16 protein-coding genes are annotated in these 20,218 nt (G+C 42.6%); 8 read left to right on the top strand and 8 right to left on the bottom strand.

The genetic code is table 11. The annotated features are described in order from the left end of the window. Nucleotides 1–6 precede the first annotated feature (6 nt). The 5 genes from F2B13_RS06420 to F2B13_RS06400 form a co-directional block, all read right to left on the bottom strand. Nucleotides 7–978: an NAD(P)-dependent alcohol dehydrogenase gene (locus F2B13_RS06420; RefSeq protein ID WP_149277556.1), complete on the bottom strand. Its 972-nt coding sequence runs from the start codon at nt 976–978 to the stop codon at nt 7–9. A gap of 106 nt (nt 979–1,084) precedes the next feature. Then, nucleotides 1,085–1,600, bottom strand: coding sequence for a GNAT family N-acetyltransferase (locus F2B13_RS06415; RefSeq protein WP_149303655.1), 516 nt, complete (start codon nt 1,598–1,600; stop codon nt 1,085–1,087). 74 nt (nt 1,601–1,674) lie between these two features. Then, complete coding sequence (locus F2B13_RS06410) at nt 1,675–2,190, bottom strand: O-acetyl-ADP-ribose deacetylase (RefSeq protein WP_149277554.1); 516 nt, start codon at nt 2,188–2,190, stop codon at nt 1,675–1,677. A gap of 80 nt (nt 2,191–2,270) precedes the next feature. Then, complete coding sequence (locus tag F2B13_RS06405; RefSeq protein WP_149277553.1) at nt 2,271–2,972, bottom strand: hypothetical protein; 702 nt, start codon at nt 2,970–2,972, stop codon at nt 2,271–2,273. Nucleotides 2,973–3,071: 99 nt separating this feature from the next. Next, nucleotides 3,072–5,552, bottom strand: coding sequence for a M14 family metallopeptidase (locus tag F2B13_RS06400; protein ID WP_149303653.1), 2,481 nt, complete (start codon nt 5,550–5,552; stop codon nt 3,072–3,074). Nucleotides 5,553–5,744: 192 nt separating this feature from the next. Between F2B13_RS06400 and bshC the strand changes: the two genes are divergently transcribed. Further along, nucleotides 5,745–7,352, top strand: a complete 1,608-nt coding sequence (bshC, locus tag F2B13_RS06395) for a bacillithiol biosynthesis cysteine-adding enzyme BshC (protein ID WP_149277551.1) — start codon at nt 5,745–5,747, stop codon at nt 7,350–7,352. A gap of 41 nt (nt 7,353–7,393) precedes the next feature. On the opposite strand, the gene F2B13_RS06390 is transcribed toward bshC, so the two are convergent. After that, a complete protein-coding gene (locus F2B13_RS06390) occupies nt 7,394–7,939 on the bottom strand; it encodes a pyridoxamine 5'-phosphate oxidase family protein (protein WP_149277550.1) in 546 nt (181 codons plus the stop codon). An 897-nt stretch (nt 7,940–8,836) separates the two neighbouring features. Between F2B13_RS06390 and guaA the strand changes: the two genes are divergently transcribed. The 4 genes from guaA to F2B13_RS06370 all read left to right on the top strand — a co-directional run bounded on the left by guaA (nt 8,837) and on the right by F2B13_RS06370 (nt 13,566). After that, on the top strand, nt 8,837–10,369 hold the full coding sequence (gene guaA / locus F2B13_RS06385) for a glutamine-hydrolyzing GMP synthase (protein ID WP_149277549.1): 1,533 nt from the start codon (nt 8,837–8,839) through the stop codon (nt 10,367–10,369). A gap of 2 nt (nt 10,370–10,371) precedes the next feature. Continuing rightward, nucleotides 10,372–12,549, top strand: coding sequence for a LysM peptidoglycan-binding domain-containing protein (locus F2B13_RS06380; RefSeq protein ID WP_232623080.1), 2,178 nt, complete (start codon nt 10,372–10,374; stop codon nt 12,547–12,549). Nucleotides 12,550–12,619: 70 nt separating this feature from the next. After that, nucleotides 12,620–13,024: an OsmC family protein gene (locus F2B13_RS06375; protein ID WP_149277601.1), complete on the top strand. Its 405-nt coding sequence runs from the start codon at nt 12,620–12,622 to the stop codon at nt 13,022–13,024. A 32-nt stretch (nt 13,025–13,056) separates the two neighbouring features. After that, on the top strand, nt 13,057–13,566 hold the full coding sequence (locus tag F2B13_RS06370) for a DUF922 domain-containing protein (protein WP_149303651.1): 510 nt from the start codon (nt 13,057–13,059) through the stop codon (nt 13,564–13,566). A gap of 9 nt (nt 13,567–13,575) precedes the next feature. Here F2B13_RS06370 and F2B13_RS06365 read toward each other — a convergent pair whose 3' ends face one another. Beyond that, on the bottom strand, nt 13,576–14,439 hold the full coding sequence (locus tag F2B13_RS06365) for a hydroxypyruvate isomerase family protein (protein WP_149277546.1): 864 nt from the start codon (nt 14,437–14,439) through the stop codon (nt 13,576–13,578). 49 nt (nt 14,440–14,488) lie between these two features. Between F2B13_RS06365 and F2B13_RS06360 the strand changes: the two genes are divergently transcribed. From F2B13_RS06360 to yidC, 3 genes are all read left to right on the top strand, one after another. After that, nucleotides 14,489–14,731, top strand: a complete 243-nt coding sequence (locus F2B13_RS06360; RefSeq protein WP_149277545.1) for a DUF3820 family protein — start codon at nt 14,489–14,491, stop codon at nt 14,729–14,731. 49 nt (nt 14,732–14,780) lie between these two features. Then, on the top strand, nt 14,781–16,421 hold the full coding sequence (locus F2B13_RS06355) for a CTP synthase (protein ID WP_149277544.1): 1,641 nt from the start codon (nt 14,781–14,783) through the stop codon (nt 16,419–16,421). A gap of 99 nt (nt 16,422–16,520) precedes the next feature. Continuing rightward, nucleotides 16,521–18,374, top strand: a complete 1,854-nt coding sequence (gene yidC / locus F2B13_RS06350; protein ID WP_149277543.1) for a membrane protein insertase YidC — start codon at nt 16,521–16,523, stop codon at nt 18,372–18,374. A 311-nt stretch (nt 18,375–18,685) separates the two neighbouring features. On the opposite strand, the gene F2B13_RS06345 is transcribed toward yidC, so the two are convergent. Further along, complete coding sequence (locus tag F2B13_RS06345) at nt 18,686–20,062, bottom strand: fasciclin domain-containing protein (protein ID WP_149277542.1); 1,377 nt, start codon at nt 20,060–20,062, stop codon at nt 18,686–18,688. Nucleotides 20,063–20,218 lie beyond the last annotated feature (156 nt).

Below are 20,218 nucleotides of genomic sequence, written 5' to 3'. Positions count from 1 at the left end.
TCTGTTCTAAGAGGGCTCGTTGTAATACGAGATCAGCACATTACCGGTTTTCTCACCGCGCATTACGTAGCTATAAGCTTCCTCTATTTCTTCCAATCGGTAAATTCGGTCGATGACCGGTTTGAACTCTCCTTTTGCAAGAAGCTCGTTCATGAACACTAAAGTACGTTTGCAGTTCATGGGCACGGGAAAGATGACCCTTTTGTTCTTGAATCTGGTCAAAATTGGCAAATAAAGGTTTTCTGCCATAGGCCCCAGCTCAGAGGAAATGTAGACTCCCCCCGGTACCAATAAATGTTTGCATTTATGAAAACTGCTTTTTCCTACCGTATCAAAAATAAACTTGTAATTGTCGGTGTCTTTTGTGAAGTCTTCTTTAAGGTAATCGAAGGTCTTGAAAGCCCCAAGGGAATCGAGTAGGGCCATATTTGGGGTGTTTCCTACGGCGGTAACGACAGCGCCGAAGTACTTGAGCAGTTGAACGGCTGCGGAACCAATGGCTCCGGTAGCGCCGTTGACCAATACTTTATCGCCTTTGCTTAGGGTCACCTTGTTTATAAAATTATACGCGTAATGCGCCCCTTCGGCAGATGCTGCAGCTTCTTGATAGGTGATGTTTTCGGGTATGGGAACGACCCCGTTGTCCGCACGAACGACCATATATTCCGCTTGTGAGGCCAGCCCTTCATCGTGAAGGCCCCACACACGGTCCCCGACTTGAAAGGAAGTAACTTTGGCACCGATGGCCTCTACTTGACCGGCAAAGTCCGTACCCGGCACTTCAGAACTAGGTTTGAAAAGCCCGGTAAACAAACGTATAGCATAGGGTTTGCCTGTTAATATTCCACAATCCGTACGGTTTACGGTAGTGGCGTATACCCTGATCAATAGCTCGTTGTCATCGGGTTGAGGCCTATCGATGGTACGGAGCTTTAATACCTTGGGAGAACCATACGCTGTTCGGGTGGCCGCTTTCATAAAACAAATTTAAGGTATGACGGTGAAGGTTGGCTTTGGTTCGGAATAATTTTTCGTCTGGTATGGTCCATAGCGATGAACCTTGGCGAAACATTTGCTTACCCTTTTACCTTTCTATTTTGTATACCAATAATTCATCAACGTCATTCGGTAAAGATATCGTTCCAGAAAGCTGAAGCCCCAATTTTTCTAAAAGTTTTCGGGAAGCGATATTTTCTCTTTTGGTTATAGCACTGATGGAGTGAATCCCAAATTCATGGAATGCGGCATGTAACAGTCTATGTGAGGCTTCAAAGGCAAAGCCTTGTTGTTCGTACTTCGGCAGCAGGGCAAAGCCGATATCGATGCCGTCCAACCCCTCTCGGTCATAAAGGCCACAACTTCCTATTTTTTGATGATCCATTTTGCTGATTAATGTGTAGCCAGAGTATCCCAGTCTTTCTAATTGTGGATAAATTCTCGTCTTTACGTACTCTTTTGCACTTGCCAAGCTTTTTACTTTTCGGTCCCCGATATATTGAAGCCACTTTGGGCTGTTAAGAAGCTCAAAAAGCAGGTCTGCATCGTCTTCCGTCGTGGGCCGGATGATTAGTCTTTCCGTTTCAAAAGTTTTGTAGGGCATATTCTTAAGTATCAACGAAATGCTGCGATCTACCTATCGTGCTGGTTGGTCGATGAAACAGTGCATGGTCTGAATCATTGTGGGTCGTTTAATCGGTTAGAATACAACCGGTAATTTTCGTCGTCAAAACAGACAAAAATGACGTGTTGCACCTTTTCGTATGGATAGTCTTTAACGGCTTTGAGAGCTACTTCGGCCGCTCCCGTTTTGGGGTACCCGTAGACACCGGTGCTAATGTTCGGAAAGGCGATGGATTGCAAATCGGCCTGTTCGGCAAGCCGCAGCGAGTTTTGATAGCATGTACGTAGCTTTTCAGACTCTCCGGCGTTTCCCCCACTCCATTTTGGCCCGACAGTATGGATTACCTTTTTGGCCTTAAGCTTCCCTGCATTGGTTATTACAGCTTCACCGACCTTACATCCTCCCTGTTGGTTACGGATGTGCATGCATTCCTCAAGAATTTGTTTTCCCCCGGCCTTATGGATTGCCCCATCGACACCTCCCCCTCCTAAGAGCGAAGAGTTCGCCGCATTGACAATGGCGTCGACTTCAAGTGTGGTGATATCGCCTTTCAGGACATCAATTTTCATTTTAAGGTTTTAGGGTTTTTTGAATCGTATTAGTGATGAAAAATAGTGAATTAACGGGACTTGTTCACTGGTTTACCCAATCAATTGACCTGACGTTTTTGATAGAGGTCAATGGCCTTGACATAATCAAGGGCACCTTGCCTACTTAAGTCGTTAATAAACCCGTCGAGTTCTGGATGGTTTATCTTAACCCAATTCACTAGAGCGTCTCTTTCTATTTGCCATAGTTCCCAATTAGCATCGGGACATTCCAAATTTTCAATCTTGGCTATTTTTCCTGCCTTAAAGTGGAATTGGTGTCTGCATGTCAAAGGATTATTTTTCAAAAACTCAAATCGCAACGATTTTACCGCAACTGTGGCCACCACTTGTTCGTCCTTATTTTCTAATTCAACCACTTCGTAAACAGGTTGAAAAATGGAATCCCATTTAAAATGTTCTTGGAAAAGCTCGGGGTTGAAGGTCATGGTGTAGTCACCCTCGGTAATGGTGAGACTGTCGGAGACCTGTTTCCTAATCTGACGGTAATCGGAATTTTTAAAGCCGTTGTAATACGCCATTACCTGTTCTTCCAACTCACTTTTTTCTAATTGAAAAACTACTTCTTCTTCAATTTCTTTGGTTGATTCCTTTACCTTTTGATTACAACTTTGAAGAGTAAAGGTTATCGCAAGAAGTACCGCGATAAAAGTCGGTCGATGGGTTATTTTTCCATAATCATGTTCATGATGCAACTTAGTTTGTTCGAATTTCAGCTTTCCCCTTTTCGTTATAGTTTTCATGGGCGTTTGATGACAACTTTTTACGTCACTTTAAATATAATATTCTTGCTTTTTTGAACTTGTAAACAAGGTTTACAATAGCGCTTTCGATAGGCATTTTCAATCCACTAGAAAAAGAGCGTTGGCAAAGAAGAGCTTTCCATTTTCCCAAAAACCCCTGAACAAGGGGTTGTCGACCATATAGACTACATGACCCTTGCCGTGGGCTTCTACCCCGAATATCAGGGTGTCTGCGATACGTTTTCGGGCCGTAGTGCCTGCAAAACCAGCCACAGGCTTGGTATTTTCCTTTTCCAAGTATACTACCGTACCCTCATCGAGATAATTGTAGGCTGTATGTCCCAATTTTAAACTGTAATAGGTGTCCTTATAGCCAAAAGCCAAGGGGTGCGTAGTATCAACCTTTGTTCGAAAGATAGCTCCGGTAATCGCCTTATTGATCTGTTGACGTACCGTTTCATCATAAACGGGGACCATTGTAGAACTATCTGTCTCCGAAATTTTAGCGGTCAACCCAAAGCCTTCCTCTTGTATGAGTCCTTTTAGAGCCCCGCCCATAGCGATTAGTTTACCGCCATCTTCGACCCAGGTTTTTAGTGCTCTTAAAGCAGTTTCATCCAAAAATTGGGTGTACTTGTCGCCGTCGGGCAAGATCAACACATCGTAGTCTGAAAGGTCGATCTCCTCCCAATAGTCCGAATCGATGATGGTCAGTGGATAATGTAGCTGCTGCTCGAAAAAATGCCAAATTTCCCCGAAGTGTAGGGTAGAGGTAGGGACACCCGATAAAACGGCCACCTTTACCTTATTGATAAACTGTACCGAAGCAGAACCGAAGTCCTTACCGCCCTCGACGAAGCCCGTAGCGGTGGGCGTAATATGCTTACCGTGCTTCTTGGCCACTGCCCGTAGTTGCTTTATGAATTCTACATTGTTCTTATTGTCGGCACGGGCGATGATAAGGCTACCCCGGTTATATTGCTTCCCGTCCATCGAAAAGGGTTTTTTAGCAAAACGCACTTGTATTTCCGATTGTAAAAGGTCGGCCAAAAATTGGGCGTCTTTCATACTGTCCCAGTCCGAAAGAAAAGCATAGGCAGCATTATCGTTAGAAGTTTCTGGCATTCTTTCCTGTCTGGAACGAATAAATTCTTGTGCCGATGTTCGGGTATTGGCTACCGGAGTTTCAGAGGCTATGGCCTCTAGACCATATGCATAAGGCAACGACCAGGCCGTAATATCATAGGTCAACGAATCGGTTAATTTCGCATTGGGTTCGAATAGCACTTTGACCAAAGTGCCTTTTTTTTGCTGGGTCGAGACGACTAAACTGTTGTCGTTGGCACGAATACTACCACTCGTTCCTTTACCATAATCGTATCCCTTAACGGTTGTATTCTTACCGATTCCAAACTCGATTTCATGCTGCTGTAGTAATTCGGCAAGCCGCTCGAGATAATCCCGCTTACCTTTCAGTACATAGCTTTTATAGAGGTAGTCTTTGTTTTTGTAGTATTTCTTGAATTCCGAGTTCAACCGCTCCACATTATTGGCACAGACTTCCAAGGTCGATAGGCCGGTGGCGATATGGTGGGTCACCCGATCTTTTAAGGTAAGAGTGTCGCCATTATTGGTCGTAATCCCCAGACCGGCCCGGCCACTTCCTCCTTGTTCATACGTCATGCCGATGGCCCCATTATAGGTGGGAAACGTATCCCCATAGCTTGGATAGAGTAGGTCGTAGATCTCTTTGGTAAAATAAAACCAGCCGTTTGAATCAAAATATTTGGCGTGGTTTTTCCCCACGGTCATCTGAAAATCGCGTTGAAAATCAGTGATAACCTCATGAAACGGTTCTGCGGCGGGTGCGAAGTAATATGGACTGTTCACCCCCTGCTCATGGAAATCTACGTGTACATGGGGCAGCCATTTATTATAAAGTACAATGCGCTGTTGGCTTTCTTGTTGTGTGAGCCAGGCCCAATCACGATTGAGGTCGAACATATAGTGGTTCGGCCGCCCGTTGAGCCAGGGCTCGTGGTGTTCCTTACTATTGGGGTCGATGGTAGTTTCGTTATTGCCGAATTGATTATACCAGTTCACATAGCGATCGCGCCCATCGGGATTTATACAGGGATCCATGAGAACTACAGTATTTTCCAAGTAGCCCTTTTTTTCGGTCATGAGCTCATAAACCGTCTGCATTGCCGCTTCGGTGCTAGCACTTTCATTGCCATGGGCATTGTAGCTCATCCAAACGATGGCCTTGTTCGGGTTGCCGAGTCCTTCCGTACTTTGAATATGTTCACGACGAATTTTTTCAAGATCGGCCATGTTTTCTTCCGAAGATACAAAGGCCATGATCAGGGGGCGCTCCTCATAAGTTCTCCCATATTCTTCTAATTTGATCAGTTGTGGCCGTTTTTGGTTCAAATATTGAAAATAGTCGACCATTCGGTGGTGTGGGGTAAACCGTGTTCCCAGTTCATAGCCCAAAAATTCAGTAGGGGATTGCGGGTCCTGTGCGTTCAGAAAGAACGAAACAGCAAAAGCCAAACAAAGCAAGGATGTTTTTAACATTTTGATTTTTAGTGATTTAAGGGAGATCGATGTGTTTCGCATCTGTGTTCTAAATTCTTCCTTTCCGTAAAGCTAAAAAATATTAGCCACAGCGAACCTCAATATTCTACCACTTGCACTAAACATAGGTCAAAGTAATTAACGTATTTTTAGTAATTGGGAAGATCGAAGAGTTATATATTTACTCCCCTTATGGATACCGACTGCATACCTTTTGACCAAACCGACTATTTTTCCAAGCTTATCTGTGATTATATCGCGGAAAGCAAGGACTTAAAGCCATTTTATGGGGAGTTTCCGAACCTTGATAATTTCGGGGTGCAGATAGCGCGTAAGGCCAAGCACTTTCCAGAGGAACATCGTGAGGTACTCTACGAGGCACTTCAAGATCAATATACGAAGCTTTCCATTACCGATTTGACCAAAACGCATCTTAAAAAGCTAAAGGAGCCTATTACCTTCACGGTGGTTACTGGTCATCAGTTGAATCTTTTTACGGGGCCTCTGTACTTTTTGTACAAGATTATTTCAACGATAAACCTTACCGAAGCCCTTAAAACGGCCTACCCGAAATACAATTTTGTACCTATCTATTGGATGGCAACAGAAGACCATGATTTTGACGAAATCAACTATTTCAATTTTAAGGGAAAGAAAATACAATGGAGTCCGGAAAATCGGCCAAGTGGGGCGGTGGGGCATTTGAAAACGAAAGGTCTCGATGAGGTTTTTGAGGCCTTTGCCGATCAGTTGGGGACTTCGAATAATGCCGAGGAACTGAAAAAACTGTTTCACGATGCCTACCTCAAGCATGAAACATTGGCCGGGGCTACCCGCTATTTGGCCAATGCCCTTTTCGGAGCCTATGGCCTGGTCATCGTCGATGGCGATGACAAACGATTAAAAAGTTTGTTGCGCCCGTACGCCGAAAAAGATATTATTGAAGGAACGGCGTTCGAAAAGGTTTCGGAAACCATTACCGAAATGGAAGGACTCTCAAAAGACTACGGGATACAAGTCAATCCTCGAGAAATCAATTATTTTTATCTGAAGGATGGCTTGCGGGAACGCATTGTAGAGAAAGAGGGCTCTTATTTTGTATTGGATACCCAGATCGTATTTTCAAAGGAAGAATTGCTAAAGGAGCTTAAGGATTTTCCAGAACGTTTTTCGCCCAATGTTATCGCACGACCGCTTTACCAAGAAGTAATTCTTCCTAATTTGTGCTACATAGGGGGAGGAGGAGAGCTGGCCTATTGGCTTGAACTGAAATCGATGTTCGAGGCGATGCAAGTGCCATTTCCCGTGTTGCTTTTACGTAATTCCGTATTGGTCATCAGCGAAAAACAGCAGAAAAAGTTAAAAAAGCTCGACCTTGGTGTTTCCGATCTTTTTATGAAGCGCAGTCGTTTTATTAACAAGAAAATACGAGAAATTTCTAACATTGATATTGATTTTTCACCCCAGAAACGTTTGTTGGAGGAGCAGTTCGAAGCCCTTTACAAGCTGGCCGAGCAAACTGACAAATCATTTTTAGGAGCGGTAAAGGCGCAAGAGGTTAAGCAAAAAAAAGGCCTTGACAAGCTCGAAAAACGACTGCTTAAAGCTCAAAAGCGAAAATTGGAAGATCACGTAGGCCGTATGACCGAAATTCAGGAAGAACTTTTCCCCGACCGTTCGTTACAGGAGCGTAACGTCAATTTTTCGGAACTGTACCTAGAGCTCGGCAGCCAGCTGATACCCTTTTTAAAGGAGAGCCTTAACCCTTTACAGCTCGAATTTTTGATTCTACAATACTGATCGTATTACTTAATAGTTTGAGGTTTTATGTCGTAAGGTGCTCAAGGCACAAGGAATTCCCCGTACCAATCTCCTTCCTCTCTCGAAAAGCTGATGCGCAAATGATTAGGGCGCTTCAGTTTGAGGTACTCGATTTTATAAGGTACCACACGAACCATGCAGAAATGGTTCCCTTCCTGTAAATATTCAACGTTGTCCGGATTCGAAATATCGCTTCCCGGAGCGGAGCGGGTGGTATAGTCTTTTTGGCTCTTTGGGTGTATGTTTTTCCAGTACTCCCGTAAAAGGGCTTCGTCACTAACTATATTTGCTATGCCTTCTACCTTAAGCTGAAGTAGGTTTTTATGATCGTAAAACAATAAACTTACCCTATTGTTTTCTTTGATGTGCATGATTTTTTTGGAACGCTTATCGGTATAAAACGTCAGCGTGAGGTCTTTCGAAACCTCTCGTATCACTATGGTTCGAAGTCGAGGCATGGTTTCTAGGCCAACGGTACCCAAGGTGGCGTACCGAAAAGGATGGTCTTTTTCGGTGGGCATGCTTTGCAACTTTTCTTTCAATTCAGCCCAGAATATTTCGGTCATCTTTCCTGCTTTTTATTAAAATTAGAAAAAAAATAGGGATTTCGGGTAGGGTATTTTCAAAGGCTGTTGTTATATATCAAAATCGCTATGAAAAGAATTTTTTAAAGAGTTCATGTGTTTAGGTTGGTTTTTTGATTTTGATGTGAAGCCCGGGTGTGGTAACCCGGGTTTTTTTATGTCTCTTTTTTTGGAACGTTGAACTATTCCGAATTTTTCTATGATTTTTTAGTGACTCCGAACCTTCCCGTTACTGGTTCCGAACCGAGCGATTATTACTACCGCAACCCTCCAAAGATATCGAGCCCATCATTCTCTTTTTCCTCCCGGCTAGTTAGCATAAAAATGGAATGCGTTTTGATTGGGGGGTATAGATAAAACTGAAAAAGTGTAGTCAAAAACCATACTACAAGGGAATAATCGCATGGGTTGGACAATATCGGTCATGTTCGTCAGAGTAATTATTTGTTGCAGTAAGCGCTGCAAAACCTCCTTATTTTTCATGTTTATAATAGACCGCGATTTTGCGAGACTTTATTAGGGACAAAAGCACTTTTACATCCATTTTTATATTTGTAGGAATTGATTTAAAAAATTAATTTCCAGACATATAATATAATTTATATAAAGTCTTAATTACAGTATTTTATATTTTCCTTTTTAACGTTTGTAATGGAGTTTTTCAAGAATTTTAGGTCGCTATTTCAAGAGGTAAAGCGGAGAAAATATTTTATTTTTATTTTTTGGTAGAATTATCGAATCGGTGGAATGATCGCTTTTGTTGCTTGTTATTATTCTATTTTTTGGTCTTCTATTACATATTCCAAAAAATGTTAAAAACCCAATTATAAATATCCAATAAGAGTCTTTCCTTAAATTGGGAATTTCCTATTTTTGCCCATGCAAAACAACGTCCTTATTCTAGATTTCGGTTCGCAATACACACAACTTATTGCCAGACGGGTGCGCGAGCTGAATATTTTCTGTGAAATTAAACCTTATAATAAACTTCCCGAAGACCTTTCAAGTTATAAAGCGGTCATTCTTTCGGGGTCTCCTTTTTCTGTCAGGTCGGACGACGCCCCACATCCTGATTTATCTGAGATCAAAGGTAAAAAGCCGTTGTTGGCCGTTTGTTACGGTGCTCAATATCTTGCCCATTTTAACGGGGGCAACGTTGCCCCGTCGAATACTAGGGAATATGGTCGAGCCAAGCTTTCTTATATTAGGGAAGAGGAACCTTTTTTCTTGGGCATTGCCGAGGGGAGCCAAGTATGGATGAGCCATAGCGATACCATTCAGAAGTTGCCCGAAAATGCGGTGGTATTGGCGAGTACGCATGATGTGCAACATGCTGCCTATAAAATTGAAAATGAGGACACTTATGCCATTCAATTTCATCCTGAGGTGTACCATACGGTCGATGGTAAAAAGTTATTGGAAAACTTTTTGGTAGATATAGCCGGTCTCGAACAAACATGGACCCCGGATGCATTCGTCGATATAACCGTAGCCGAGCTCAAAAGGAAAATTGGCAACGATAAGGTGATTCTCGGGCTATCTGGCGGTGTCGATTCAACGGTTGCTGCGGTACTTTTGCATAAAGCTATAGGAAAGCACCTGCATTGTATTTTTGTCAATAACGGTCTGCTCAGAAAAAATGAGTTTCAGGACGTGCTCGATCAATATGAACACATGGGGCTTAACGTGAAAGGCGTGGATGCTTCGGCACGCTTTTTGGATGCTCTAAAAGGAGAAAGTGACCCTGAAAAGAAACGTAAAATAATTGGTCGGGTATTTATCGAAGTGTTCGATGATGAGGCACATACTGTCGAAGATGCCAAGTGGTTGGCGCAGGGTACGATTTATCCCGATGTTATCGAATCCGTTTCTGCAACAGGCGGACCGTCGGCTACCATTAAAAGCCATCATAATGTGGGCGGATTGCCCGACTTTATGAAACTTAAAGTGGTCGAACCACTTAAAATGCTTTTTAAAGATGAGGTGCGAAGGGTAGGTAAAAGTATGGCTATTGGTGACGAACGGTTGGGGCGACACCCCTTTCCGGGCCCTGGCCTGGCCATTCGTATACTGGGCGATATTACCCCTGAAAAGGTGGCTATTTTGCAAGAGGTAGACCACATTTTCATAAAGGGTTTAAAAGATTGGGGGCTTTATGATGAAGTTTGGCAGGCCGGAGCGATGCTTTTGCCCGTAAATAGCGTAGGAGTTATGGGTGATGAACGTACTTATGAAAAATGTGTAGCTTTACGTGCCGTGGAAAGTACCGATGGTATGACGGCAGATTGGGTGAATTTACCTTACGAATTTTTACAGAAAACATCGAACGACATTATCAATAAAGTACCGGGTGTCAACAGGGTGGTCTATGACATAAGTTCCAAACCCCCGGCAACTATAGAATGGGAGTAATAATGAGAAGATTTTTAAAATATACCTTGACTTTGATTGGGTTATTGGTTTCCATGTCAAGTTGTAAAGCACAAAAATTTACCACACACGCTGTACAACGTGGCGAAACGGTGGAGAGTATCGCAAAGAAGTACAACACCACGCCTTATGACGTGTACCAGCTTAATAGGGAGATCAAAAAGGGCGTAGCGCTACGGCCTAATACTATTTTGGTGCTGCCAAAGACATCGGCCCCTTCCAGATCTACTACCGGAACCAAAGCGCCTACCTCGAACACAAGGGGGCAAACTGAGGGCGAACCGATCAGTTTTACCTCGCATCGCGTGAGGAAGAAGGAAACCTTATATGGTATTGCGCGGCGGTTTGGCATTTCGGAAGATGACATTAAGAAATATAATCCTGAACTCTACTCTTCACAATTAGACCGAAGGATGACTCTGAAAATTCCCCAGTACAGGAGAACAAGGGGTGGTGAATCTGCCTTGAACGAAGAGGATTTCGAAACCTACACCGTAGCTCCGAAGGAAACCAGGTGGAGTATCGCCCATAAATATGGTATCACTATAGATAGCATGCTGGCCCTGAATCCGAAGTTATCGGAGACGAGTGAGTATTTGGCCGTAGGCGAAGAATTAAAAATGCCCAAATTACCGGGAAGCACGGTTGAAGATCAAGAAACCGAGCTTTACATGTCTTATACCGTTCCTCCGAAAATGAACTTTTTTCAGTTGAAACAAAAGTTCGGGGTAGAGCCTGATGAAATTGTTCGTTTAAATCCGGAGATTACCGAACGAGGAGGATTGAAAGAGGGCATGGTCATTCGTATTCCGCAAACAAAGCTCGATGTCGGCGAGGTAAATACCGACAATTTTAATTTTTATGAGGTGAAACCGAAACAGACCATTTTTTCACTGACCCGAAAGTTGGGTCTTTCGTACGAAGATTTGGTCGCTCTAAATCCGGAGGTGCGTGATGGATTGAAAGCAGGTATGGTCTTGAAATTACCAAAAGATCAAGATGGTGATTTTGAGGTCCGTAACGCTTTAGTACTTGATAAGATAAATCTGAAAGACAGTATTACTTTTTCCAATAGGCCAAAGCTCATGTTTCTTCTGCCCTTCCGATTGGATAAACTTGATCTAAGCGATAAAGCGGAAGTAGCCAATATCATTGATAAAAGAAATGATTTGAAATATAGCCTGGGCCTCTATTCCGGAGCATTGATAGCGCTTGATTCCATAGCTGACCTTGGAGTTTCCGTTGACGTGAAAACCTTTGATAACCAATTGAACCTGTCAAGGACGAAGGAAATTTTGCAAAGTGAGAATTTAGGCACGTATAGTGCAATTATCGGGCCGTTGGATCTTGCTTCCTTAAAGGAAACCGCCCTGCGTGCCAAGGGAAACCAGGTGCCTATCATAGAGCCGATTCCGGTTGAAAGTGATTTGAGCCTATCGAATGTTTACTTTACCTATACTTCGGAAGGATTGCTTCGCAAGCATTTGTTGGAATATATGAAAAAGAAGTACTTGGATCAGAATGTAATCATTATTGCCGACTCTGCACATGCTTCAGTACGTAATGACATTTTGGCTCAATTCCCTATGGCTAAGATTACTGAAGTACAAGAGGAAGAGAAAAATATTGGTATCGATATAGAGAAATTAAGGTCATTGTTGTCCGACGAAGTAGAGAACTGGGTTTTTGTTGAAACCAAGAATTTCACGTTGGTATCTAGTGTGAGTTCTATTCTGAATTCGTTTCATAATGCCCTGCTCGATATAGAAAAACCCGAGCGGGAAAAGGTGAAATTAAGAATGATTACTACCAACAAGAATACGGCTTTCGAAAAAGACGTCGTTTCGAATGTACATTTATCGAATCTCCAGTTCACCTATCCGTCCGTGTACCGTATGCCTAGCGATAATGGTTTTGCACGTCGTTATGAAAAACGGTTCGGTAGCGCTCCGGATCGATACGCCGTTAGAGGCTTTGATATTGCTTACGACCTTTTATTAAAGTTGGCCTATAAGAATGACCTGCAAGAAGTATCTAGGTTTATCGGCGAAACCGAATACACCGGAAATAAATTTAATTATGAGAGAGATGATTCGGGTTATTTCAATCAGGCTTCTTATATATTATCATTTGAAGATTTACAAGTCAATCAACTTGAATAAGTAAGTTCGCTGGTCAACGAGCGGGTGAACTAACCAAGTATTACACACATTTTTTAATCCGAAAGAAATGATAACATCAAAAGTGACCTATACCGGAGATTTACGCACCGAATGTGAGCATAGAAGTTCGGGCAATACCTTCATTACCGACGCTCCGATAGATAACCATGGTTTCGGACAGGCTTTTTCACCGACCGATACGGTAGCTACAGCTTTGGCTAGTTGTATGTTGACGGTTATGGGCATTAAGGCCAATGGTCTCGGTATCGACCTTAAAGATTCCGATGTAGAGGTGACGAAGTATATGGCATCAGACCCTCGCAGAATAATTAAGATTGAGACTACCTTGCACATGCCGGCTAGAATATCTGACAAGGACAGGAAAATATTAGAACATACGGCCAAGACATGCCCCGTTCTTTATAGTCTTCACCCTGATATTGAAAAAGTAATAGTGTTTCATTGGGTTCTTTAAGTAATTTATGGTCTCTTGTCTTTTCTTTTTGTGTGGTTACTAGTGTAGTGGCACAGGAAGAACCAATTCCATGGAGTCCCGATAGAAAATTGCAATGGTCTGATTTTAAAGGAACTCACTTTAAGACGGAATGGGCAGCGGCCACTACGGCCAGTGGTATTAGCTATTCGTTTTCTTCATACGAGAAAGAAGGGCAATGGTACCTGGATCTTTTGGTTACTTGCGAGTTCTATCCCGACAAATCATGGTATCAACCCGAACTTTGCGACTCGGCAATTCTTGGCCATGAGCAATTGCATTTTGATATTTCCGAATTTTTTGCCCGCAAAATGCGTCAACGATTGTCCAAAAGTAAATTCACTAAAAACGTCAAAGCCGAGGTGAGGAGCATCTATAAAGAGGTGCTGAAAGAACTTAGCTATTTTCAAAACAAGTATGACCACGAGACCAATTTTTCAAGAAACGCTGAAAAACAAAATGAATGGAACAAAAGAATTGCGAAAGCACTTTTGGAAACCGACTCCGGCTATAATGTTAACTGAAATAGATAGTTACACATCACATATAGTGACCCCTTCTTTTAATGCCGCAATTTGATCTTCCCAGGTCGGGATGAATTCTTGCGCCACATACCCTGTAAACCCAGTATCTAAAATGGCCTTCATAATGGCAGGATAAAAGAGTTCTTGGGAGTCGTTGATCTCATGTCTTCCCGGATTGCCTCCCGTATGATAATGGCCGAAATACTGGTGGTAATCTTGAATGTTCCTGATGATGTCACCTTCCATGATCTGCATATGGTAGATATCATATAAAAGCTTGAAATTCTCCGAATCTATCTGTTGGCAGAGTTCAACCCCCCAAGCACTTTTATCGCACATATAGTCGGGATGGTTGACCTTTGAGTTCAAGAGTTCCATTTGTACGATGACTCCATGTTTTTCGGCGACCGGCATGATTTTTTTTAACCCCTCCGCACAGTTCTTCAAACCAACGGTATCATCCATACCATTTCTATTGCCACTGAAACAGATAAGATTGGTATAACCGGCTTCTGCGACTTTGGGTATCATTTGAGTGTAGTCTTCAATCAATTCTTCATGCAGCGAAAGGTCGTTCCAACCCTTTTCGATACCAAAACCTGCTCCCCAACACATAGAGGAGTGTATACCGTATTTCTTCATTAAGGGCCAATCTTCAGGTCCTGTAAGATCCATGGCCTTGATTCCCAAATCGTTCAAACTTTTCAAAAAGTCTTCCATAGGAATTTTGTTATAGCACCACCTACATACGCTATGGTTGATATTTCCTTTCAATTCAGAGGACTGGGTATTAGACATAGCATGGGTCGTTTGCGAGGCCATCAAGCCCACTGATGCAGCGGCCGAGGTACCGATAAAAGTTCTTCGTTTCATTTCGTTTTCGTTTTGCCAGCATTAAAGATAATTTATTTAGATTTAAAATATGAAGTTGTATCCCGACAAAGAAAAACTGATTGAACTCGCGCACTATCGTATTCCTTTTGGGAAGTTCAAGGGGCGGTATTTGGTCGACCTTCCCGAGGCCTATCTCATTTGGTTCAAACGAAAGGGCTTTCCCCAGGGAAAGCTCGGAAGTCTTTTGAACGCTATGCTTGAAATAAAAAAAAATGGTCTGGAGCCGTTGATCAGGAAGGTTCAAAAAGATTTTCCTGACCATAAGGTTTAATTTGTTGGGGCAATTTGTATCTTTATGCCCCGTAACAAAGAAGACCCATATGTCGCAGACAAAGTATATTTTCGTTACGGGAGGTGTTACTTCTTCTCTAGGAAAAGGCATCATAGCCGCATCGCTCGCCAAATTGCTCCAAGCCAGGGGCTACGAAACTACCATTCAAAAATTAGACCCCTATATCAATGTAGATCCAGGTACGCTGAATCCATACGAGCACGGAGAATGTTACGTTACCGATGATGGCGCGGAAACCGATTTGGATTTAGGACATTATGAGCGGTTTTTAAATGTGCGAACCTCACAGGCGAATAATGTAACTACAGGGCGCATTTATCAAAGTGTCATCGAAAAGGAGCGGCGGGGTGAATTCTTGGGCAAGACCGTTCAGGTGGTGCCACATATTACGAACGAAATAAAAGAGCGCGTCCAGTTACTGGGCAACAGTGGGGAATACGATATTGTTATTACTGAAATAGGGGGAACGGTCGGCGACATCGAATCTTTGCCGTATATCGAGGCCGTGCGTCAGCTCTTATGGGAACTGGGAGAACACAACGGTATCGTAATCCACCTTACACTGGTCCCTTTTTTATCAGCTGCTGGCGAACTGAAAACCAAGCCTACCCAACACTCGGTAAAGACCCTGATGGAAAGCGGTATCAAGGCCGATGTGCTGGTATGCAGAACAGAACATCAGCTTTCCGATGAAATTCGGGAGAAGCTCGCCCTTTTCTGCAATGTGAGAAGAGAAGCGGTCATTCAGTCTATAGATGCATCTACCATTTACGATGTTCCGGTGCTTATGCAACAGGAAGGTCTCGATACCGTAGTTCTAAAAAAACTGGATCTTGAAGAGAAGAGAGATCCAGACTTGACCCAATGGAATCAATTTTTGGAGCGCCATAAAAATCCGAAAAACGAAGTGACCGTTGGTTTGATCGGCAAGTATGTCGAATTGCAAGACTCCTACAAGTCAATATTGGAATCTTTTATACATGCAGGAGCGGCCAATGAAGTACAGGTAAATGTGCAATCGATACATTCGGAATATCTTTCGGAAAAAAGCTTGGAAAAAAAATTGCAAGGGCTCGACGGTATTTTGGTGGCTCCCGGTTTTGGGGAACGCGGAATAGAAGGTAAAATAAAAGCCGTTCGCCATGCACGGGAAAATGAAATTCCCTTTTTAGGCATTTGCCTCGGAATGCAAATGGCAGTTATCGAATATTCGCGCAATGTTTTAGGCCTAAAAGATGCCAATTCGACCGAAATGTGTGCGGACACCCCCGATCCCGTTATTGATTTGATGGAGGAACAAAAAAACATTACGAACAAAGGAGGAACCATGCGATTGGGAGCCTGGGGTTGTGAGCTTGTTGACGATAGTTTGGTTAAAAAGGTATATAATGGGGCCGGACACATTATGGAACGGCACCGCCATCGCTATGAGTACAACAACCGCTATAAGAAACGTCTTGAAGGTGCTGGACTGAAAACAGCAGGGGTCAATAAGGAAACCGGGCTGGTCGAAGTTGTAGAGATTCCAGGACATCCTTGGTTTATCGGTGTACAATATCATCCGGAATACCGAAGTACGGTGGCCAATCCGCATCCGCTTTTTGTCGGTTTTGTTAAAGCTGCCCTCATTCACAAAAAAAAGCAAGAAACGAATGCCACTATGGCATGAACCGGGTATTTGGGCTTATATTTGCAGCTTGACAGCCTCATACCAAACAATAGATACGTCAGGTCTTAAAACCTTGTAAGTCTGAGCAATTAAAATTCAATGGAAGAAAAGAAGATAGATATAAACTCGATAATCGGTTTTGTACTGATTTTCGTGATCCTCATTTTTATGTTTTATCAGAACAGACCCACGCCTCAAGAGCTTGAAGCCCAGAAGGCAGAGCAAGAGCAGGTAGAGCGGTCTGAAGATCAATCGATATCGGAAGAACAAAGCAACGATTCTGCCTTACCCATAAATATGCAGGATTCAAGCGTTGTGGCGGCCTATAAAAGTAGCTTAGGGGCATTTGGATTTACCGAACCTAATGACGATACCATCAAACTCGAAAATGAGTTGGTCGCTCTTGAAATAAGTAACAAAGGGGGGCAGATTGTTGAGGCCAGAATGAAACAATACCATACCTATGATTCGATACCTGTGTATTTGGTGCATGAGGGTAATGCTTCTTTTGGCATTAATTTTACGACTACTGACAATCGTGTATTGAATACGAGAGATCTTTATTTTGTGCCCACATTAAGCGAAAATAATGGTAACAAGGTGCTTTCAATGAAAGCCAAGGCCGGGCCGGACAAGTTTTTGGAGTATCGCTATGAGATGAAAAAAGATGATTATCTGGTAGATTTCACGGTGCGCTCCCAAGGGTTGAACGGTGTAATCAACGGCTCTCAGCCTCTAAAATTAGATTGGAAACTCAAGGGTATTCGACATTCGAAAAGTGTCGAATATGAAAATCGATATACTCGGCTTACCTACAGCCATGATGATGGAAAAATTAGCAAGCTTTCAGCAGGAGGCGATGATGAAGAGACCGAGCAAGATGTGAAGTGGTTGTCATATCGCCAGCATTTTTTCAGTTCCATATTGGGCACTAAAGATAACTTTGAAACGGTTGACCTTACTTCGAAGAATTTGGTCGAAGAAGAAAGCAAAACCGAACAGTTTACCAAAGAGTATAGTTCAACAATTCCTTTAGCGATGGAAGGTGGTGAACTATCACAAAACATGTACTGGTATTATGGCCCAACTGATGCAGAAGTATTGGGTGCTTATAAAGAGTTGGGGCTTGCCGATTCGATACCTTTTGGATGGGGTATATTCGGATGGATCAACCGCTATATCTTTACACCGTTTTATACCTTTTTGAGTTCATTTTTACCCTTTGGTATTGCCATTGTGGTAATGACGATCTTGGTACGTTTGGCCATGTCGCCGGTAACCTATAAATCGTATTTGTCACAGGCTAAAATGAAGGTCTTGAAACCTGAAATTACCGAGTTGAACGAGAAGTATAAAGACAACGCCATGAAGAAGCAACAAGAAACAATGAAGCTTTACGGTAAAGCGGGCGTGAGTCCGATGAGCGGTTGCGTGCCGGCATTCTTGCAGATGCCTATTTTCTATGCGCTCTTTATGTTTTTCCCTACCTCATTCGCATTGCGCCAAAAATCTTTTTTGTGGGCCGATGACCTCTCCTCTTACGATGTGGTGGCCGAATTGCCATTTAATATTCCTTTCTATGGTGACCATGTAAGCCTCTTTCCCATTCTTGCCTCTGTAGCGATTTTCTTTTACATGATGATGACTACAGGCCAGAATATGCCACAGCAACCTGGTATGCCTAATATGAAGTTCATCATGTATTTGATGCCCTTGATGATGTTGTTCTTTTTTAATAATTACGCCAGTGGTTTGAGCTTGTACTATTTCATTTCGAATCTGATTACCATAGGGATTATGTTGGTTATTAAAAACTTCATTTTGGACAATGACAAGATACATGCCCAAATTCAGGAAAATAAGAAAAAACCTAAAAAAGAAAACAAGTTTCAGCGTAAGATGCGTGAAATGATGGAACAAGCCGAGCAACAGAAGAAAGTAGGCAGAAAATAAGAATCAGATTATTCGACGGTTATCATTAGAATATTAAGAAACCCTGACATCGCTGTCAGGGTTTCTTGCCTAAGTTAGGTTGGTTTGGTAAGATTTGGGACTGTGAAGATGCATCTTTACCGTTTAAAAAAAAAAATAGAGTTGTCAAGAGCTCAAATTTAGATGCTAATACCACCTGAAGTGATGTTTGCTCTTACAAAAAGGTCTATCGTTTTGTTCAAAAATGAAAGATTGATAAGTTCTGCAAAAAAAAGAGACCATTGAATTACCAATGATCTCTTTCACATCACATTATGAATAGTAAAATAGTATTAATTACTCGTGTCCGGTATTAAAACTTTGTCGATAGCATGAACTACACCATTAATGGCTTGAACATTAGCAACAGCAATATTGATTCCACTGTTTCCTGCACCATCGGTAATGGTAAAACTGTCACCGGCTTCCGTAAAAGTTAGGGCATCTCCTTCTAGAGTTGCCGGAGAAGTCAAGCCATCGCTTAAATCTCCTGAAACTATGTTCGCCCCAGCGATCACGTGATGTTGTAAGACGGCAGTTAGGGCATCGCCCTCGGGTATTGAAGCTAATTCGGCAAAGGCACCGTCAACAGGTGCAAAAACGGTAAAAGGTGCCGGAGCTGTACCCCATGGCGTACTTAAGGTAGCTACAAAATCTGGCTGTCCGTCAGCGGTCAATGCTGCTGCTAAAGTGGAAAAATTCTCACTGTCAGCAGTGGCAAAAGTGACTACAGTTGGTAGATCAATTACCATATCGACCGCATGTATGATACCATTGGTGGCTACGATATCTGCGATAGCTACCGAACTCGTACCGTTTAGGGTGACTCCATCATCTGTGTTCACGTATATACTTAAAAAATCACCATCTTCATTTGTGGCGGCCGTGTTGGCATATGAGTTTGAAAGGTCAGCTGCCGCAAGGGCACTGCCAACAATCACATGATTGGATAATATATTGTTAATATCGTTACCGGCAGGATTATCGAATGCCGTAAAGCCATCATTAACCGGTGCAAAAACCGTAAATACTTCATCGGTCGAGCTCAAAAGATCGGTAAAAGTTGTGTTGCCATCTGCGGTGAGTGCCCCTACCAATTCAGTAAGTGCACCATTGTTGAGCGCATGATCAACGATATTTGGTAAACCTATAACCTGATCTACAATATGAACTACACCATTGGACGCCTCGATATCGGGAGTGACAACGGAGGCACCATTTATTTTTACTCCATCAGAGGTATCAACAAAAAGGCTCAACGGTTTTCCATCGACTCCTGCTGTAGAAGATGAAGAAATATAGGTCGTTGAGAGCGAGGATGATAGATTCGTACCTGAAACCACATGATTTAGAAGTACTTGGGTAAGCACATCATCGGGTATATCAGCAACAGAAGCAAAACCGTTTTCGTTCAAAAAAGCGGCAAAGGCGTCGTTGGTAGGCGCAAAAACCGTATATGGCCCAGCGCCTTCAAGAGTAGAGACCAAGCCAGCTTCTTGAAGTGCGGCTACTAAGTTCGAAAGATCCGGTGTCGCTATGGCGAGATCTACAATCGTTGGGTCTGGCTCAATAATAACACCAGGTCCGTTATCGTCGTCACTACAAGATACCAGTAAAAATAGAGTAAATGCTGCAGCAAAGACAGTCTTAAAATTCATAATTCTTTTCATAAGCTTATTTTATTTATTGTTTAATTATTTCAATTAAAGATTAAACAAAAAAAATAAAATACAAAATAACGCCTTTAGTTTTGTGAAAAGTTTAAGAAGAACCAGGTCTATTTTTTCGTTGTCGCTTTAAAACTGAAGGTGTTTTGAAGAAGGTTT

Source organism: Pareuzebyella sediminis, from assembly GCF_008367235.1.
Taxonomy (GTDB): domain Bacteria; phylum Bacteroidota; class Bacteroidia; order Flavobacteriales; family Flavobacteriaceae; genus Pareuzebyella; species Pareuzebyella sediminis.
The sequence above is the reverse complement of the archived record's forward strand: the minus strand, read 5'-3'. Positions and strand labels throughout refer to the sequence as shown.

Bases quoted from the DNA above. Each gene is read 5' to 3' on its own strand.
- guaA (WP_149277549.1), top strand. From the start codon at position 8,837: ATGCAAAACAACGTCCTTATTCTAGATTTCGGTTCGCAATACACACAA.
- F2B13_RS06365 (WP_149277546.1), bottom strand. From the start codon at position 14,439: ATGAAACGAAGAACTTTTATCGGTACCTCGGCCGCTGCATCAGTGGGC.
- F2B13_RS06390 (WP_149277550.1), bottom strand. From the start codon at position 7,939: ATGACCGAAATATTCTGGGCTGAATTGAAAGAAAAGTTGCAAAGCATG.
- F2B13_RS06400 (WP_149303653.1), bottom strand. From the start codon at position 5,552: ATGTTAAAAACATCCTTGCTTTGTTTGGCTTTTGCTGTTTCGTTCTTT.
- F2B13_RS06360 (WP_149277545.1), top strand. From the start codon at position 14,489: ATGAAGTTGTATCCCGACAAAGAAAAACTGATTGAACTCGCGCACTAT.
- yidC (WP_149277543.1), top strand. From the start codon at position 16,521: ATGGAAGAAAAGAAGATAGATATAAACTCGATAATCGGTTTTGTACTG.
- F2B13_RS06405 (WP_149277553.1), bottom strand. From the start codon at position 2,972: ATGAAAACTATAACGAAAAGGGGAAAGCTGAAATTCGAACAAACTAAG.
- F2B13_RS06420 (WP_149277556.1), bottom strand. From the start codon at position 978: ATGAAAGCGGCCACCCGAACAGCGTATGGTTCTCCCAAGGTATTAAAG.
- F2B13_RS06355 (WP_149277544.1), top strand. From the start codon at position 14,781: ATGTCGCAGACAAAGTATATTTTCGTTACGGGAGGTGTTACTTCTTCT.
- F2B13_RS06410 (WP_149277554.1), bottom strand. From the start codon at position 2,190: ATGAAAATTGATGTCCTGAAAGGCGATATCACCACACTTGAAGTCGAC.
- F2B13_RS06345 (WP_149277542.1), bottom strand. From the start codon at position 20,062: ATGAAAAGAATTATGAATTTTAAGACTGTCTTTGCTGCAGCATTTACT.
- F2B13_RS06415 (WP_149303655.1), bottom strand. From the start codon at position 1,600: ATGCCCTACAAAACTTTTGAAACGGAAAGACTAATCATCCGGCCCACG.
- bshC (WP_149277551.1), top strand. From the start codon at position 5,745: ATGGATACCGACTGCATACCTTTTGACCAAACCGACTATTTTTCCAAG.
- F2B13_RS06380 (WP_232623080.1), top strand. From the start codon at position 10,372: ATGAGAAGATTTTTAAAATATACCTTGACTTTGATTGGGTTATTGGTT.